Origin of the sequence: Vibrio sp. RE86, assembly GCF_013114545.1 — a bacterium.
GTDB lineage: Bacteria > Pseudomonadota > Gammaproteobacteria > Enterobacterales > Vibrionaceae > Vibrio.
In genome coordinates, this window is record NZ_VTXI01000007.1 from 75,287 (window position 1) to 92,919 (window position 17,633).

At 45.9% G+C, this 17,633-nt stretch carries 13 protein-coding genes; 6 read left to right on the top strand and 7 right to left on the bottom strand.

Annotation, left to right across the window (positions count from 1 at the left end; genetic code table 11):
- Positions 1-280: 280 nt before the first annotated feature.
- Positions 281-1,939 carry an electron transfer flavoprotein-ubiquinone oxidoreductase gene (locus F0231_RS08970; protein ID WP_171759386.1) on the bottom strand — a complete coding sequence of 553 codons (1,659 nt, stop codon included), beginning with the start codon at positions 1,937-1,939 and terminating at the stop codon, positions 281-283.
- A gap of 106 nt (positions 1,940-2,045) precedes the next feature.
- On the opposite strand from F0231_RS08970, the gene F0231_RS08975 reads away from it, so the two are divergent.
- Entirely contained in the window at positions 2,046-2,798 is a 753-nt protein-coding gene (locus F0231_RS08975) for an electron transfer flavoprotein subunit beta/FixA family protein (protein ID WP_171759387.1), read from the top strand.
- Positions 2,799-2,809: 11 nt separating this feature from the next.
- Positions 2,810-3,766 (top strand): electron transfer flavoprotein subunit alpha/FixB family protein, encoded by a 957-nt coding sequence (locus F0231_RS08980; protein ID WP_171759388.1) that lies wholly within the window; start codon positions 2,810-2,812, stop codon positions 3,764-3,766.
- Positions 3,767-3,841: 75 nt separating this feature from the next.
- Here F0231_RS08980 and F0231_RS08985 read toward each other — a convergent pair whose 3' ends face one another.
- The 4 genes from F0231_RS08985 to F0231_RS09000 form a co-directional block, all read right to left on the bottom strand.
- Positions 3,842-4,987, bottom strand: coding sequence for a dihydrolipoamide acetyltransferase family protein (locus F0231_RS08985; RefSeq protein WP_171759389.1), 1,146 nt, complete (start codon positions 4,985-4,987; stop codon positions 3,842-3,844).
- Positions 4,984-5,967, bottom strand: coding sequence for an alpha-ketoacid dehydrogenase subunit beta (locus F0231_RS08990; protein WP_171759390.1), 984 nt, complete (start codon positions 5,965-5,967; stop codon positions 4,984-4,986). The genes F0231_RS08985 and F0231_RS08990 overlap by 4 nt, the downstream gene beginning before the upstream one ends.
- Positions 5,960-7,081, bottom strand: coding sequence for a pyruvate dehydrogenase (acetyl-transferring) E1 component subunit alpha (gene pdhA, locus F0231_RS08995; RefSeq protein WP_171759391.1), 1,122 nt, complete (start codon positions 7,079-7,081; stop codon positions 5,960-5,962). Before pdhA ends, F0231_RS08990 begins: the two co-directional genes overlap by 8 nt.
- A 473-nt stretch (positions 7,082-7,554) precedes the next feature.
- The gene (locus F0231_RS09000; protein WP_171759392.1) at positions 7,555-9,102 is read right to left on the bottom strand and encodes a sodium:alanine symporter family protein; all 1,548 of its coding nucleotides are present in this window, start codon (positions 9,100-9,102) and stop codon (positions 7,555-7,557) included.
- 559 nt (positions 9,103-9,661) lie between these two features.
- Here F0231_RS09000 and F0231_RS09005 point away from each other — a divergent pair.
- Both F0231_RS09005 and F0231_RS09010 read left to right on the top strand, forming a co-directional pair.
- Entirely contained in the window at positions 9,662-10,201 is a 540-nt protein-coding gene (locus F0231_RS09005; RefSeq protein ID WP_171759393.1) for a DUF3332 domain-containing protein, read from the top strand.
- Between the two features lie 170 nt (positions 10,202-10,371).
- On the top strand, positions 10,372-12,372 hold the full coding sequence (locus tag F0231_RS09010) for a methyl-accepting chemotaxis protein (protein WP_171759394.1): 2,001 nt from the start codon (positions 10,372-10,374) through the stop codon (positions 12,370-12,372).
- A gap of 73 nt (positions 12,373-12,445) precedes the next feature.
- On the opposite strand, the gene F0231_RS09015 is transcribed toward F0231_RS09010, so the two are convergent.
- Both F0231_RS09015 and F0231_RS09020 read right to left on the bottom strand, forming a co-directional pair.
- On the bottom strand, positions 12,446-14,059 hold the full coding sequence (locus F0231_RS09015) for a polysaccharide lyase 6 family protein (RefSeq protein ID WP_171759395.1): 1,614 nt from the start codon (positions 14,057-14,059) through the stop codon (positions 12,446-12,448).
- A gap of 78 nt (positions 14,060-14,137) precedes the next feature.
- Positions 14,138-15,922 (bottom strand): sodium:solute symporter family protein, encoded by a 1,785-nt coding sequence (locus tag F0231_RS09020; RefSeq protein ID WP_171759396.1) that lies wholly within the window; start codon positions 15,920-15,922, stop codon positions 14,138-14,140.
- 476 nt (positions 15,923-16,398) lie between these two features.
- Here F0231_RS09020 and F0231_RS09025 point away from each other — a divergent pair, with 476 nt between their 5' ends.
- Positions 16,399-16,647: a hypothetical protein gene (locus F0231_RS09025; protein WP_171759397.1), complete on the top strand. Its 249-nt coding sequence runs from the start codon at positions 16,399-16,401 to the stop codon at positions 16,645-16,647.
- Positions 16,648-16,944: 297 nt separating this feature from the next.
- Positions 16,945-17,625 carry an oligogalacturonate-specific porin KdgM family protein gene (locus F0231_RS09030; RefSeq protein WP_171759398.1) on the top strand — a complete coding sequence of 227 codons (681 nt, stop codon included), beginning with the start codon at positions 16,945-16,947 and terminating at the stop codon, positions 17,623-17,625.
- The last annotated feature ends 8 nt before the right edge of the window (positions 17,626-17,633 follow it).

A 17,633-nucleotide genomic window follows, 5' to 3' on the forward strand; every position in this document is an offset into this window, starting at 1 on the left:
GTCCTCTAAAAAAGAGGATGGGTTAGTGGCGATTTTTTCAAATTAAGTTTGCGTTTATCAACATAAAGCGCAATGGGCGCGAATTATAACCAATCTAAATGTGATTGGAATCTCTTTTTTATCGAAAAGCGGAATTATTTTAAGATGTTAAAGAAGTGTATTTTTATGTTGTTTTTAGGTAGCAATAAACAGCCGTCATACACCACACTAAACGCTAGGTGATTGTTCTGGCTGAGAGTGGTTAAATAATAAGCTGGTTTAAAATTGAACGATTTTAAAGTCACATATTCTGATAACTTGGGCCTCCGCCCTCAGGGGGCATCCAGGTAATGTTCTGTGACGGATCTTTTATGTCACAAGTTTTGCAGTGAAGGCAATTCGCGGCGTTAATTTGAAATTGGCGTTTTCCATCTAGTTCGATCACTTCATAAACACCCGCAGGGCAGTATCGTTGGCTTGGTTCATCAAACAAGGTCTGATGGTGAGTTATTGGCAACGAAGCGTCGGTAAGAATAAGGTGACAGGGCTGATTCTCTTCGTGATACGTGGAAGACAAATAAACCGAAGAGGTTTTGTCAAAACTCAGCACACCATCAGGCTTCTCGTAATGGATTGGCTGGCAACGTGATTTGGCATGCAGCGCCACATAGTCCGCTTGCGGGTCTCGTAAAGTCCAAGGCACAGAGCTATCAGTGAACCGCTGCCAAACATTTTGCTCAAACACAGAGAGCGCCCCGCCAATCAGCGAGCCGTAATTATGGATGGCAGCAGGAAAGTTTTGGTGCAGCTTGAGTTCTTGGTAGAGCCATGAGCTCGCAAACAGTGAGTCATAGTCAGGTTCAGTGAAGTTGTTTGCCAGTGCTTCAAACGTAGCCTCTGCGGCAAGCATACCCGACTTCATCGCAGTGTGACTGCCCTTAATTTTGGCTGGGTTGAGTGTTCCCGCATCACAACCAATCAAAAGACCGCCCGGGAACTGTTGCTTAGGCAATGAGAGCAGCCCACCTTTGGCTATGGCTCTCGCTCCATAGGCAATCCTTTCTGCGCCTTTCAATACTTCACTAAAAGCAGGGTGATGCTTCAAGCGCTGAAACTCTTCGAAAGGGCTTAAATAGGGATTGTGGTAATTCAAGTCTGTTATCAATCCGACAGCGACCATGTTCTCTTCGAGATGATAGAGAAAGCCACCCCCTGTCGCGGAAGACTCACTGAGTGGCCAGCCCGCTGAATGCACAACGGTTCCCGGTTGGTAGGTTGGATGGTTATCAGGCAGTTTCCACATCTCTTTGATACCAAGCGCGTAGTGTTGAGGTTGTGATTCTTGGTCTAAATCGAAATGTTTCACGAGCTGTTTACCTAAGTGGCCTCGGGCACCCTCAGCGAAGATCGTCACTTTGCCATTGAGCTGTATGCCTGCTTGAAAGCTCTCTTTAGGTGCGCCGTGTTTATCGAGTCCCATATCAGCGGTGATAATTCCAGTGACGTTGCCACAATCGTCATAACCGATCTGACTTGCCGGAAACCCAGGAAATATCTCAACGCCGAGCTGCTCAGCTTGCTCTGCTAACCAGCGGCACAGGTTACCCAAGCTAATCACGTAGTGACTGTCGTTGTTACGCATCGCGTTGGGGGTTAGAAAATGAGGGATGGAAATATGATTTTGTTTGGTCGTTAGGTAGAGAAAGTTATCTTGAGTGACTGCGGTTGTAACAGGGGCTTGTCGCGTTTTCCAGTCAGGAAACAACTCATCAAGTGCACGAGTCTCAAATATCGCGCCAGACAGAATATGCGCTCCGACTTCTGGTGCTTTCTCGACGACACAGATGGAAACGGATTGTTGATGCTCTTTCGACAACTGCGCCAGTCTGCATGCCGCGCTGAGTCCTGCGGGGCCTGCACCGACGATCACGACATCAAAATCCATGCTTTCTCGTTCCATCTTAACGTCCTCTACGTAAGAAGAATATGAGATAACTATAGTTACAGTTGACGTAAACGTAAACTTTACTAAGCTCAAAAAAAGACCTTGTTTCTAGGAGCGAGTGATGAAAGTACTAGTAGCGATTAAGCGTGTGATTGACCCTTACACCAAGATACGGATTAAACCTGATAACAGTGGTGTAGAGACAGATCACGTTAAAATGACCATCAACCCTTTCTGTGAAATAGCGGTTGAAGAGGCGATAAGAATGCGTGAAGCGGGCGTCGTCAGTGAAGTGATTGCTACTTCTATTGGGTCGTCAGTTTGCCAAGAGCAGCTTCGTGGCGCTTTAGCATTAGGGGCAGACAGAGCGATACATGTCGAAGCAGAACAAGAGTGTCAGCCCTTGGCCGTGGCAAAGTTGTTGAAAGCTGTCGCGATAGAGCAAGGCGCTGATTTAGTTCTGTTAGGTAAGCAGTCAATCGATAATGACAATAATCAGGTCAGTCAAATGTTGGCTGCAGTATTGGACTGGCCGCAGGCGTCATTTGCGTCAAACATTGAAGTGCAAGAGCAGAAAGCGATAGTGACTCGCGAAGTGGATGGCGGTCTTGAGACGCTCCAGTTGACGTTACCTGCTGTTATCAGTACTGATCTAAGGCTCAACGAACCTCGATATGCGTCGCTACCTAACATTATGAAAGCGAAGAAAAAACCAATGGAGGTCGTTGCAGCGTCAAGTTTGGGTGTTGATTTGGAGCCGACTCAAACGATCTTAGAGGTGTTTGCTCCACCAACTCGACAAGCAGGCGTTAAGGTCGAGAACGTTTCAGAACTCGTAAATAAGCTTCGCAATGAAGCAAAAGTGATTGAGTAGAGGGAAGGGGCATGAGTGAAACTAAAATACTGGTCATTGCACAGCATGATTCTGGGACACTAGCGGTTGAGACCCTCTCTACACTGACGGCGGCGAAAGAGCTCTCTGACCAGAGTAACGCTGCGTCGATTGACGTTTTAATCATGGGGAGTGAATGGCAACAAATTGCAACCCAATTAAAGGGATGTGGCTTGATCAATGGACTACTGGTCGCTGCTGACGCAGTTTACGACAGTCAACTGGCGGAGAACTGCGCGCAGCTTATATCCTCATGCGCCCAAGGTTACAGTCACGTGTTGGCTCCAGCGTCTACTTTCGGTAAAGATCTCATGCCAAGAGTTGCAGCACTGCTCAACGTAGGGATGCTATCTGACATCGTTGCTATTGAGTCGTTAGATACCATCGTTCGCCCAATTTATGCCGGAAACGCGCTAGCCAAAGTGCAAAGTCATGATCCAATTAAAGTCATGACGGTGCGTTCTACTGCCTTTGAAAGAGCCATTTTGAGTGAGAACCAAACGGTACAAGAGGTTCAGGTTGATTCGTTATTTAATGCCGACAACACTCAGTTAGTCAGTCGTGAACAGGTTAAGAGTGAACGACCGGAGCTGGCGAATGCGGATGTGGTGATTTCAGGGGGGCGTGGACTCGGCAGCAAAGAGAACTTTGCTTTAGTCGAACAGCTTGCCGATAAGCTTGGTGGAGCGATAGGGGCGTCACGCGCGGCGGTCGATGCGGGATTTGTCACTAACGATCTGCAAGTCGGTCAGACAGGCAAGATCGTGGCGCCAAGATTGTATATCGCGATCGGTATTTCAGGTGCAATCCAACACCTTGCTGGTATGAAGGATTCGAGTGTGATTGTCGCCATCAATAGCGACCCAGATGCGCCTATTTTTGAGGTAGCGGATTATGGGTTAGTCGGGGATCTTTTCCAGCTACTTCCAGAGTTAATTGATGCTGTTTAAGTAACCGTTAAACTTTTCCGAAATAAAAAAGGAGCATGTATTTGCTCCTTTTTGAGGTTTAATGCCTTGCTTGTTTTAGTGCTCAGACTTTTCCAAGTGTTCAACCAACTTCTTGGTGAATCGAGCGGCTTCTCCCCCTGTACAAGCTCGGTGATCAAAGGTGATCGAAAGGGGCATTACTTTTGTCGCCACGGGCTTATCACCTTGCATTACGACACGATCAATAATACGTCCAGCGCCGACAATGGCGACTTGTGGTGGTGACACGACAGGCGTGGCGAATATCCCTGCGATTGCCCCAAAGTTAGACAGGGTAATCGTGCCGTTTTGTAGGCTCTCTCTGCCTATTTTACGTGCTCTTATCCCTTGGACTGTCTCGTTCAACCAAGCTCGAATTTCGTTGTCCCGATACTTATCAGCGTGTTTCAACACCGGAACGTAAAGGCCGTGACTGCTATCGACTGCTATACCGATATTAACGCTACTGTGCACGCATCGAGTCATGGTTTCTGCGTCAAACCATGCGTTCAGTGCAGGCTCTTGTTGGCAAGCGTAAACGACTGCTCGGATTAATCGCCCAGAGATGTCTTCGTCTGCTTGCCAATGCACTAAAGAGGCTTCTTCTGTGATGGTGACGGCGGCAACATGGTGGTGAGATTCAGACATGGTGGAGACCATTGTTCGTCTCGCACCTTTGAGCACTTCGGTCCCTGGTTTTTGCTTACTGGCCTCACAGTAGATATCGGCATCAGTGATCATCCCATTCGCTCCGCTCCCTTTGATGGTGAGTAGATCGACGCCAAGCTTTTTCGCTAAAAGCCGAGCAGAGGGCAGTGCGGTGATCAAGTCGTCGTTCGATGGGTTGTGGGTGCTACCAATCCAAAAATCATCGACATTCACTTGATGCGTTGTTTGTGACACATTACCGACGACGGTCGCTGCATCAGACTGAGCCTTCTTACTGACTTCAGTGCCAACAAGCTCTGGCTGTTCTTCAATTTCAAGCAGCAGAGCGCCTATATTGATTACATCGCCCGCTTCTCCGTGACGACTCACGACCACGCCCGAATAGGGAGCCGGTACTTCCACGACGGCTTTGGCGGTCTCCACCGTTAACACAACTTGATCGAGTTCGACACTGTCGCCGACCTTTATGTGCCATTCAACAATTTCGGATTCGGCGAGTCCTTCGCCAAGATCGGGTAATAAGAATGTTTTCATTTCCAACCCTCCACAAGTTCTCTTGCTGCAAGCGTGACGTCCTGTTCTTGAATCATGAAATAGTCTTCATTGCGATAGTAAGGCATGACCGTATCCATACCTGTGATGCGTTTAGGTGGCGCTTTCAGCAAGCACATGGCACTCTCTGCAACTCTCGCGAGCAGCTCTGCACCGACACCACAAGTTCGGCTTGCTTCATGGACAACAAGCAGTCTGCCCGTTTTTTCTAAAGAGCGAAGTATGGTGTCCATATCAATTGGTTTGATTGATGCAAGGTCTATGACTTCTGCTTCAATGCCTTGGGCGGATAACGTTTGTGCCGCTTGGAGAGATTCGACTACACACGCTCCCCAAGTGACGAGGGTGATGTCTCGTCCCTTACGTAATGTAAAGCAAGTGTCTAACGGCAGGGCTTCACCATTGTCGATGACTTCCGATTTGACAGTGCGATAGATACGTTTGGGTTCAAAAAACATGATTGGGTCGTTGCTGCGGATAGAAGCGAGTAGCAACCCATAAGCGCGTTGTGGCGATGAGGGGATCACAACCTTAAAACCGGGGATATGAGCAAACAATGCCTCGACACTTTCAGAGTGGTGCTCTGGCGCATGAATGCCGCCACCAAAGGGTGCTCTGAATACTGCAGGGCAGGTGAGTCGTCCTCTGGTTCTGTTGCGCATTCTGGCGGCGTGACAGATCAAATGCTCCATGGCTGGAAAGACAAAACCTTGGAATTGAAATTCCGCGACAGGTCTTAGTCCTTGGCTCGCCATACCCACAGCAACACCGCCAATCAACGCCTCTGCTAGAGGGGAGTCGATAACTCGTCTTAAACCGTATTTCTCTTTCAGACCGACAGTCGCGCGGAACACACCGCCGTTATCGCCCACATCTTCCCCTAAAACGATCACATTGGGATCGACGTTCATCTCATGGTGTAAGGCAAGATTGACCGCCTCAACTAATGTCAGTTCAGCCATGTTTGCCTCCTTGCATGCGCATCGCTTTATTGATCAAATAATCTCGCTGCGGGTTTAGCTCAGTCGGAGCATGTTCGTAAAGGTAATCAAACGCGGTTTCAGGGGCTTGTGGAGGTAAATTCGTGTAGTGATCGACAGCGGTTTCGACATGTTGCTTACACTCTGCGAGCCACGCTTCCTCTTGTTGGTTGTCCCATGAGTTGTGCGAGACGAGGTACTTTTTCAGGCGCAAAATGGGTTCAAATTGCCAAGCTTGGTTGAGCTCATCATCACTTCTATAACGACTGGCATCATCGGCGGTCGTGTGGTCACTTAATCGATAACTGATTGCTTCAATAAGGGTGGAGCCCTTACCTTTTCTAGCGCGATCTAAGGCTGCAAGAACGCAATCGTGCATAGCGACCACGTCATTGCCATCAACGGTAACGCCAACAATGCCGGCGCCTTTTGCTTTATCCGAGAGAAACTCAGCGGCCGATTGAAGTGTACGAGGGACTGAAATGGCCCATTGGTTGTTATTAACCACAAAGACCAACGGAAGGTTCCAAGCCCCAGCGCAGTTAATACTTTCAAGAAAATCGCCTTTGGATGTTGCGCCATCACCACAAGTTACCAGCGCGGCATGGTGTTGGCTCTCTATTTTTAAGGCAGACGCCACACCAACAGCGTGAGTGCACTGAGTGGCAATAGGCACACAAAATGGTAGGTCACGACAGTGCTCAGGTGATGCGCTGTTTGAATGCAGACCTTGTGATGGGATGGTATGAAAATCACTGCCACGTTCATCACCTCCCCAATATTGGAGGTTCTTCTCCATCGGAATACCACGAACCCACATGGCAGGCATATCGCGATAATAGGGGATGAATACATCTCGCGGGTGCATGGCATGGCCAATCCCGATCCCAAAGGCTTCCGCACCAAGATGAGAGGGATAGGTGCCAAGTTTGCCAGTTCGTTGTAGAGCAACGGCCTTGTTGTCGTAGGTTCGGGCGAGAACCATATCTTTGTAAAAGCGAGTTAGGGTGTCTAAATCGGCCCAAGCGGGAAGTTGGTCAACCGACTCTCCTTGATAATCGATAAACCGGAGCATTGGGAGTGTCTGAACATTCATTACTATCTCCTTGTTGTTACTTAGGTGGATCGCACCAAAAGTAACGTCCTATGACTCACTTATCATGTTTCGACAGTGCGCCAAGATAGATACTTAAACTTCATACCTCAGTCTCTAACCGTGAAATAACCTGCTACATGACACCGTTAATACGTATGTTTTAGCTAAGGATACTCATTTCTTCAGAGAACAATTTCATCGGTTATGAATAGTATTAAGTGTAATCAAAATGTTAAAAAGTGCATAAGTCGCCCGATTGAGTGGCAGTAAAGCTAAGCTGACACTTTTTGATGAGCTGGTGGATCGTATTGGATTGAAAAATCATCGCCGTTTAAAACTAGAGGGATCGTCTTTGATTTGAAATGGAACTGAAATAAATGTTTGTGGAGGGAATTTGAACGTTTTCGGGTAAGAAAAGAAAAACAGCAGACCGAAGCCTGCTGTTTAATAAGTTAACAGGGGAGGATGTTAACTTAATCTGGTTGCTGAGTGTAGTTCTTCTGCTGCTGAACTTTGTACACTTTACCTGCGTTGAAACGCTCTAGGTAATCCGCCAAATCACGCTTCACTTCAGGTACAAGGATGTATAGACCTACGATGTTCACAAGCGCCATCGCGAAGATCATTGCATCTGAGAAGTCGATAACTGGGCCAAGGTTCATCGCTGCACCAATCACAACGAAGACACAGAACTTAACCTTGAAGATGATTTCTGCTGTTTTACTCTCACCGAATAGGTAAGTCCAAGCTTTTAGACCGTAGTAAGACCAAGAGATCATCGTAGAGAAAGCGAATAGAACAACGGCGATAGCAAGCACATATGGGAACCAGCTAATTGCGCTACCGAATGCAGCAGAGGTTAGCTCTACACCAGCAAGACCTGTATCTGTGTCTAGGTAACCAGTAATGATGATAACAAGCGCTGTCATCGTACAGATCACGACAGTGTCAATGAAAGGTTCAAGTAGAGAAACAAAACCTTCTGACATTGGCTCTTTGGTTTTTACTGCTGAGTGAGCAATCGCCGCTGAACCAACACCCGCTTCGTTCGAGAACGCAGCACGTTTGAAACCTTGGATAAGCACACCAATCACACCACCTGCAACACCTTCGCCTGTAAACGCGCCGTTGAAGATTGCGGCAAACGCATCATCAATACGGTCATAGTTCATCGCGATGATAACCACAGCTGCACCAACGTAGATTGTTGCCATGAAAGGAACCACTTTTTCGGTTACTTTCGCGATAGACTTGATACCGCCAATGATCACGATACCAACAATCACAGCTAAGATAAGGCCAAACAACCAGCCTTTGTCTGCGAAGAATGACGCATCGCCACCGGTCACGCCAACAACTTGCTTGAACGCTTGGTTTGCTTGGAACATGTTACCGCCACCCAGTGCGCCGCCAATCGCGAACACGGAGAACAGTACCGCAAGCGTGCGACCAAGAGCTGCATTGCCGCGCTGTGCTAGGCCTTTGCTCAAGTAGTACATAGGGCCGCCCGAAACAGAACCATCAGGGTTCGTGTTACGGTATTTCACACCTAGCGCACACTCAACAAATTTACTCGACATACCAAGTAAACCCGCAAGGATCATCCAGAATGTTGCACCAGCACCACCAATTGATACGGCCACAGCCACACCAGCGATGTTACCTAAACCAACAGTGCCAGATAGCGCCGTTGTCAGTGCTTGGAAGTGAGAAACCTCACCATCTTCTTTTGCTTTAGGATCAGAGAACTTACCTGAAACCAATTGAACCGCGTGCTTAAAGCCACGGAAGTTAATGAAGCCTAGATAGAAAGTAAAGAAGCTAGCTGCAACCACTAACCAAAGAACAATCCACGGCACCTGTACGTCTGTAAAAGGGAAAGGAATAGTCGAGAAGATCATTCCTACAAATGGGTTAACGATGGGTGCGACGACTTCGTTTATCTTGTCATCCAAACTGGATGCTGCAGTGCTACCTGCAAATAGACTTGCCAAAACGGCCAGCGAAATACGCTTTGTCATGCTTTTCCTGCCTGTAAATAGGTGTTTATATGAATAATATTTATATGATGTTGTGTTTTGTTACATTTGTGTAACTTCTGACTATTATTCATTTTATAAATGAGTAAGCAAAATCATTGACCAAAAATATGATCCAGCAAACAATTCTGATTTTTGCTATCTAAGTAGCGATAAATTGAACTTACTTGCTGCTTTTGTTTTTGATGTTGGTTTTTTGTATGGCTCCAATGCGGTTTGTTTGGTTGTATATATCGTCAATTATTGCCAAATATAAAACTGCTTGATTAGAAAATGTCCAATAGAACACGATGGAATACGGAATAAAACCAGTGAAACATGATGCATTTGTCGCTCAAGGGAAAGCCAAGCCATGTTCCCAGAAAAATGTAGATGAAAAACGCAGTGTGGCTAAGTGTTAATCACTCTTCGTGTAGGAAATATCCGAGCTCAAAACACAACGCTAACACAGTGAATTTTCTGTAAATTATCAATCACTTCCATGGATTTATAACAAGCGAGGAGTAAGATGCCCGCCATCTCAAATAAGTGGTGGTAAATTATGAAATCAAATGTGTTAAAAGTTGCGATTGTCGCTGGCCTTGGTCTTACGTCATTAACAGGTTGTATGGGTCAAATGGCAACAACGGGTATTGTTTCTAAGTTCAACTTAGAAGTGGTAGACAACCGTTACGGTCGTGAAGGTATGTTCTTACTGCTTTCTCCTGTTTACGCTATTGCTGGTAGTGCTGACCTTTTCATTATTAACGCAATCGAGTTCTGGACAGGTACGAACCCAATCACAGGTAAGTCACCAGCCGTCGTTGATACCCCAACGAAAAACTACATTAAAGTGAACGATAAGCTAGACAGCTCGCTAAAAGACGTTCCACTTTCAAACAATGCGAACATCGAGAAGGCGACAATGCAGCAGATCGATGAAAACACAATGCAGATGGACATCACTTACATCGATGGTACGCAAAAAGTACTACGCGGTGAGAAAGTAGAAGACAGCGTAGCTTTCTACCTAAACGATGAGTACATCACAACAGTATCAAACGATGAACTAACAGATTACGTGGCTTCATCACACGGCTAGTTGAGCTCTTAATTCCATCAAAGCCCTAGTCTAGTTTTAGATTGGGGCTTTTATATATGTGCGTCAGTTAAAGCTCTAATTCGAAAGTTTATCTAATTTTCTATACATATATTTAACAATAATTCGTAAAACGCTATAGTACTGGATGGGCTTACTATAGGAGTTTACGGATGAAACTCACGATATCAGGGAAGTTACAGCTAAGTTTTCTGTCGCTTGCAGTACTTTTTATCGTTTCGGCATTTTTCACTTTTCGCAGCGTCAGTACGGTCGAAACCCATACTGCGTCGCTACTTAATCGAGATCTACCCACAGTTGATGCGGGGCGATCCATTCAGCAATCCATTCACGCTACGGTCTCTTCACTACGAGCTTATATGTTGCTGGGTGGCGATGAGTCGTCACAACCCGTTCAGCAAGCAAACTTAGATGCGTCTATTGCTCAAGTTGAAAGTGTGCTTCCTCAACTTGAATCTTTGTTGAGTGAGGAAAACTATCAACAAGTTTTGAGTCAGTGGGAAAGTGTTCGTCTGTCACTCAATGAGATAGCGGAACTTAGCCATTCCGACGAGAACCTTCCAGCTCACTCTCTTTTCATTAATGAAGCGGCCCCGATTGCGGAAGTGGCGCTCGATCAACTGCAAGGTTTGATTAATGATGAAGCCAGTAACTCAGAGGGTGGCGAACGTAAACGTCTATTCAGACTGTATGCCGATAGCTATACCTCGCTTGCCAACGCTTTATCATCGTTACGAGACTTCCTGCTATACGGCAAGCAAGAGCACTTGGAGAAGTATCAAGATCTTCTAAAGGCTCACGCTAAACCTGTCGCAGAAATTGATTCTAAAGTCGATCTACTATCGAGCAGTGATCAAAGCCTTTGGTCACTGTTTAAAGATATGCAGCAGCTCTATTTCCCGTTAGCAGACCAAGTGATTGCATTGCGTCAGTCAAACGATTGGAACATCGCGAATCAGAAAATGGCGAACGAACTTGTCCCGTCAGTCACGCAGCTTAATGACAGCTTAGAGTCTCTTATTACTCAGCAGCAAGCGCTAGCCGATGCGTCAGGGCAAGGGATCTTTAATTCGGTGTCGAATTTGGTTTCGTTATTGATTGCCTCAATCGCTATCGTGGTAGTTGCCTCTATTAGCATTGCGCACTTTATGGGTAAGAACATAGGGCGTCGTGTCGCGACAATTTCTAAACGCGCAGAATCTATCTCTGATGGTGATGTTTCTCAGCCTCCACTTGCTATCGAAGGTAGTGATGAGTTGGCGAGTTTGACGCGCTCAATCAACAAGATGAATGATGAGCTTGCCGCGATCGTTAAAGGTGTCAGTGAGAAAGCGAGTACTGTTGATGCCAGCATGGGCGAGCTTATCAGAGCAAACAACGACACGGCTAGCCAAGTTGATCAGCAAAAATCGAACATGGAATTGGTTGGCCAACAGGTGAGTGAAGTTAGCCAGTCAGCGAATGGTACCGCGATGCAAGCTGAACAATCGGTGAGTACTTTAGCGCAGTCTAAAGCTCAGATTGAACAAGGTTCTAAAGCGCTTGATCAAAATAGGCAGACGATCAGTTTGCTCCATGCAACGATTGAGAAAGCGAGTGAACAAGTCGATGCACTGAGTAAAGAGAGTGAAGCCATTGGCAGAGTGACAGAGGTTATCGAAGGCCTTGCTGAACAAACGAATTTATTAGCCCTGAATGCGGCGATTGAGGCGGCGCGTGCTGGCGAGTATGGACGAGGCTTTGCGGTTGTTGCTGATGAAGTGCGTATGCTCGCGACTCGCACGACAGAATCGACCACTGAGATCAACAATATCGTTAATGCGATTCAATCTTCAACCAAAGCCGTAGTTAACGAGATTGAAAAGAGCTCCTCGCTAGCGGAAGAAGGTGCGAACCATACCGAGAACGCGCATGGAACGTTAAATTCGACGACGGATCAGATTGAGCAGCTTAACCAGCAGATGCAAGATCTTCTTAGCTCGGCGCAGCAACAGTCTCAGGCAACCGATGAGATTCAAGCATTGATGGGGCAGGTGATTGATTCGGTTGAAGGCGTGGCGGATATCTCCAACTCTTCTGCTGAGATTTCTAGCCAAGTTCGTGAGCAGGTTGAAGAGCTAAACGGAGAAATGGCTCAGTTTAAAACCTCATAGCGGTGTTTGACTTAAGAACCCGAAGAAAAGGGCTGTCGTTTGACAGCCCTTATTGATTTTATTCCGGTTGATATTACTGAACGGTACCTGTTAGCTCATAATCAGGGCCTGCGGTATTGGCCGTAATCACTGAGAGGCGAGAGACGTCAGCACCAACATCCTGGTATTGAGTGAAAGCCCCGAATTGCTCAAACCGCGGCAGTTTTGCACTGTAGTTGCCGATTTGTTCTGAGTGCGTGACGGTTCCTAGGTACGTGTCATTGCCATAGCTTGGGCTAACTAGTGGATGGTCAGCTGTCGCACGAACACTGACATACTCAGGCGATTGGGTGTTATCGACGATATTATGATCGAACTTAATATCGACGCCAGTGTAGATGGTTTCTACTTCGCTGTTGTCAAATAAGCTCACACGGTGCGTTTGGTTGCCATAGACGATTCCCCATTCTGTATCGACAAGGGTATTGTTGCGAATGGTGATGTTCTTAGGTGTCCATTGCTTGTTGAGCTCTTTTCCTTTTACAGATTGGTCTAGTGTCTCGCCGTTTGCTACATCAATAATACCTGTGTTGATAACGATGCCGCCACGGAGATCCGCATTTCCTTCGATCTTACCATCTCGACCGCGCGTGCCAGTGATGTAGTTATTCTCAATCACGTGGTCTTCATCATAAATACGCATACCGCCCGTTAGCAGTTTTTCGTTCCCCAGAATGACGTTGTCACTAACCGTATTCGCTTTACCGTGACGAAGCGAAATCAGCGACGCGCTTTCAAATATGGTGTTGCCAGAGATCTCGTTGCCGCCTGATTTAATCGAGATGAGCTCGCGTTCACCATCCATATCAATCATCAGGTTATTGGTGAACTTAGAATTGGACTCCCATTGAGAAGACTTTGAATCACCAATTCGAATCGCTTCCCAACTGTTGCCGTTGTAACGGATCGCTTCTTTGATATCGAACTCATTAAATTGGTTCGGCTTTTGATCAAGGAAGATGTTGTTTGCGATAAGGTGATTGTCTGGTGTGTCATCTTTTTGCACACCAATCAAGGTGCCGCGCTTTTGCTTGCCTTCAAAGCGATTGTTGATCACTTTGCCATCTTTCCCCCATAGCGAAACCCAAAGGTATTTAGGGTACTCAGCACGACGTTCATCCGGGAGGTACTCGTAATCATGGTTAAAGTAGTAGAAAGTAGAATTAGACAGAACGTTGCGATCGCCCATCATTCTCACTCCGCCAAAACGCTCAGCAGGGCCGCCTTCAGTAAAAACTAAGCTGTCTAGGGTAATGTCGTCACCCGTCAGTTTGAGTTGCACTAGGCCTGTTAACCAAACCGCTCCTGCTTGCTCTGCTTGTATCGTGATGTTGTTTGCACTGACTTCAACAACGCCCAAGTTACTGTACTTACCGCTTGGGAGGGTAATTGTAGCGCCATCTTGTGCGTTTTCTAACTCGCTCTTTAACGCTTGAACAGTAGCATCGTCGACCACTTCGAGATTCTCGCCTGAAACGGTGCTCAGACGATCTGTGGCTAGTAGGTAGTCACGAGTAATATCACTTACTTGAACCTCAGTCGCTTGAGTAACAGCAGGCTCTTGGGGTGAAGAAGCCGTTGAACATCCAGAAAAGGCAACAACGGATAAAGAAGCAGCGATAACGCTAGATATAAGGGTTTTATTCATAATGGAGTTCTTATTATTAACAGTGGAAATCACAAATAAAAAAGCGGCTGCGTGAACAGCCGCGTAGGGTAGGCGAGGTTAGTTTTGAACGACCTCTTTGTTGTTATTCTTTTCTTCGACACTCTCATCGACTGCTTTGACTAGCAGCAAGCCGACAGCGAGGACAATGGCACCACACAACACGAAGATCATGCGTCCCCATAGTGGGTTTGGTAGTAGGAACATCGCCATGACGCCCACACCCGCGACAGAGATGAGTGAACCCAACATACGGCGCTGTTTGTTATCCAATTTCTTCTGCTCTGTAGATTCAGCGACTAATGGCGTTGCTAGGTTTTCAAAGAATTTATCTACGTTCTTCTGACGCTCTTCCGACAATGGCTTGTAGAACAAGGTTGATAGTAGGAAGAATCCGCCAGTAAAGACTAGGTGACCGATTAGACCAATAGCGACTTTTAGATCCGACCATTCGCGGCCTGTTAACGGTTCTAGGTTGAACCAGTTCTGTACCATTTCTGGTGTAATAACGAAGCCAACAAAGTAAGAGACGATACCACCGACGACGAGGGTTCCCCAGCCAGCCCAATCTGGTGTTTTCTTAATAAAGAAGCCACAGAATGCCGGAATGGTCATTGGGAAGCCAATAAGAGCGCCAACGTACATCATGGTGTCAAATAGGCTTAGGCCTTTTAACGAGTTGATAAACAGTGCAACGAGGATGATTGAAATGCCAAAGAAAGTAGACGTCAGTTTAGAGACAACCACTAGCTCTTTTTCAGTGGCATTTGGACGTAGGATTGGCTCGTAGAAGTTCTTAACAAAAATACCAGAGTTGCGGTTAAGACCAGAATCCATTGATGACATCGTGGCTGCGAACATCGCTGCAATCAGTAGGCCGACCATACCTGCTGGCATGTACTCTTGAACAAAGTAAAGGTAAGCAAAGTCACCTGCTTTAGATCCCGCATCTGGGTATTGAGCGGCTAAATCGATACCTTGACCCGCAATGAACCATGATGGCATAAACCAAATCAGTGGGCCCATTGTCATCAGTACACAAGCGAGCAGTGCGGCTTTCTTGGCGTTTTTCGAGTCTTTTGCCGCTAGGTAACGGTATGAGTTAAGCATGTTGTTGGTGATGCTGAACTGTTTGAAGAAGATAAAGAATGCCCAGATACCAAAAATGCTTAAGTAGTTAAGGTTGTTACCTGAAACAAATGATGCGCCTTCTTGTACTGGGAAATTATTAACGATCTCACCAACGCCACCGCCTTGAATAATGGCTACCACGGCACACGTTACCGTTACTGCCATGATGATTACCATCTGCATAAAGTCAGAAGCGATAACAGCCCACGAGCCACCGGTAACCGACATCACCAACACCACAAGACCTGTGATAATAATGGTCGTTGTCATATCAAAGCCAAAGATGCCTGATGCAATAATAGCAAGGCCATTTAGCCAAATACCGGCAGAGATAACACTGTTTGGCATACCCGACCAGGTAAATACCTGTTCGTTGAATTTACCAAAACGCATTCGAATCGCTTCAATAACCGTCACGACGCGCAGTTGGCGGAATTTAGGAGCAAAGTAGAGGTAGTTCATGAGGTAGCCAAAGGCATTGGCTAAGAAAATAACGGCAACAGCGAAACCATCGGCATACGCTTTACCCGCTGCACCAGTGAAGGTCCAGGCGCTAAACTGAGTCATAAAAGCGGTTGCGCCAACCATCCACCAAAGCATGCTACCGCCGCCTCGGAAATAGTCACTGGTTGTACTGGTAAACGTTCTGAACATCCAACCTATTGCGATAAGAAATAGGAAGTAGATGCCTACAATAAGGGTATTGAGTTCCATCTTTAGACCTTTTGATAGTTTTGTTATGTCTTCGAGTCCATAGTAACTATCGATACTCTTATTTGTAGTACAATAACTCAAAATCGTGACGAGTGTTTCAGTTGATGGGACATTAATAATCATACAAGTGATCAATATCTAAAATTGCCAAACTGGTGATGTATTGCACTAATTCTGATCAAAAAAGTATCTTAATTCCGCACTCTGGGTGCTTTTACACGCCAAATATCAGTGTGGCGAACCAATCTAAGGGAAAGTCATTGTCGGGTGTTATGGTGCTCGTTGTGAGTTTGTCGTGTTTGAAAGGGTATTTGTGTGATTTATGGCGAGAAATAAAAAACGTTCATGCGAGCCTGCCACGCATGAACGTCAACGGTGTAGGTAACCGGCCGAGTAATCCTTCTCAGCAAATATAATTATACGTTTTTAGGGACTAGAATTTTGTCACGCTCAGACAATCATCTGAGACGATTTTCATGAACCCACGTCAACATCAGTTCATGCTCATTTCCTATAACCAGTTAGCTGCAATCATGATCGGGACCGAAGTAGCCAGTAGTGCTGCACTTAATGTCATTAAGCACTGGACTAATCTCGCAAGTAAACGCAACAACATAGGTTTTCATCGTGCCCTTAAGATCATTGACTTCATCATTCTTAGCAATATGTCGAGAGTTCCTGTTCCACGAGTAACTCAAATGGTTTGCCGAAATTTGAATAGCTAACTCTATAGATAATAAAGTAATACAAATTTTTTGGTATCTCAGGTTTATAAATTTAAGGGGTGGCGCACATTTTTTAAACTTAAATAAACTGCCGAAAATAATCAATTTTCAAATAAAACAACGAATTATGTATTGGTTTTGACGTTGTAACAAATTGTTTTATGAGAAATGAAAGGGGGATTTTGATCCATTTCACAGAAAGTCTGCTTGGTCATACGTATTCTATTTGTATTATTTTAATTCAAATTAAACCTAGCGATGCCAGCTCAATGGCACACCAATAAGTGGAACTTAACAATGAAACACTATAATAAAATCTCTTTAGCCGTTGCGGCGACTCTATTTGCGGGCTCTCTTTCTGCAGCTTCTTTCGATGTTCGACACGAGTACAAACACAGTACAGAACAGCATGCGACACGTGTAAAGATGGGCGATAGTATCGATAACTTTTATTACTCTGGCGAGTTAAAGTTCAAAGGCGAAAAAGGAAAGTTCCTTGAAGACCTCAAAAACAATGGTTGGGAGCTAGACCTTGGTTATCGTTATAAGTTTGGTGAAAACAACAACTGGACGCTTCAACCGGGTATGCCAATTGAAGGTCGTGAAAGTGGTATGACGTACAAACCGCAACTTCGTCTAACGTATGATTTAGACAGTGTTGAAGGTTTAAGCTTAAGTGGCCGTTACCGTTACGATATTCGCCAGAACATCGAAGCGGATGATCAGCGCCGTCACCGATTAACAGGTAACGTGAACTACCGAATGGACGATTGGCGCTTTGGTTTTGAAGCGAACTATTACAAAGCAGATGGCTACGATATTTTCGACAATTCAGACACGAATTATGAACTGAATGCCACTGCTCGCCGTCACTTTGGTCAATGGGCACCGTACGTTGAATTTGGTGATGTAAACGTTGATTCTACATCGGATAAACGTGAACTACGTAGCCGTGTCGGTCTGACCTACAGCTTCTAATTGATTTA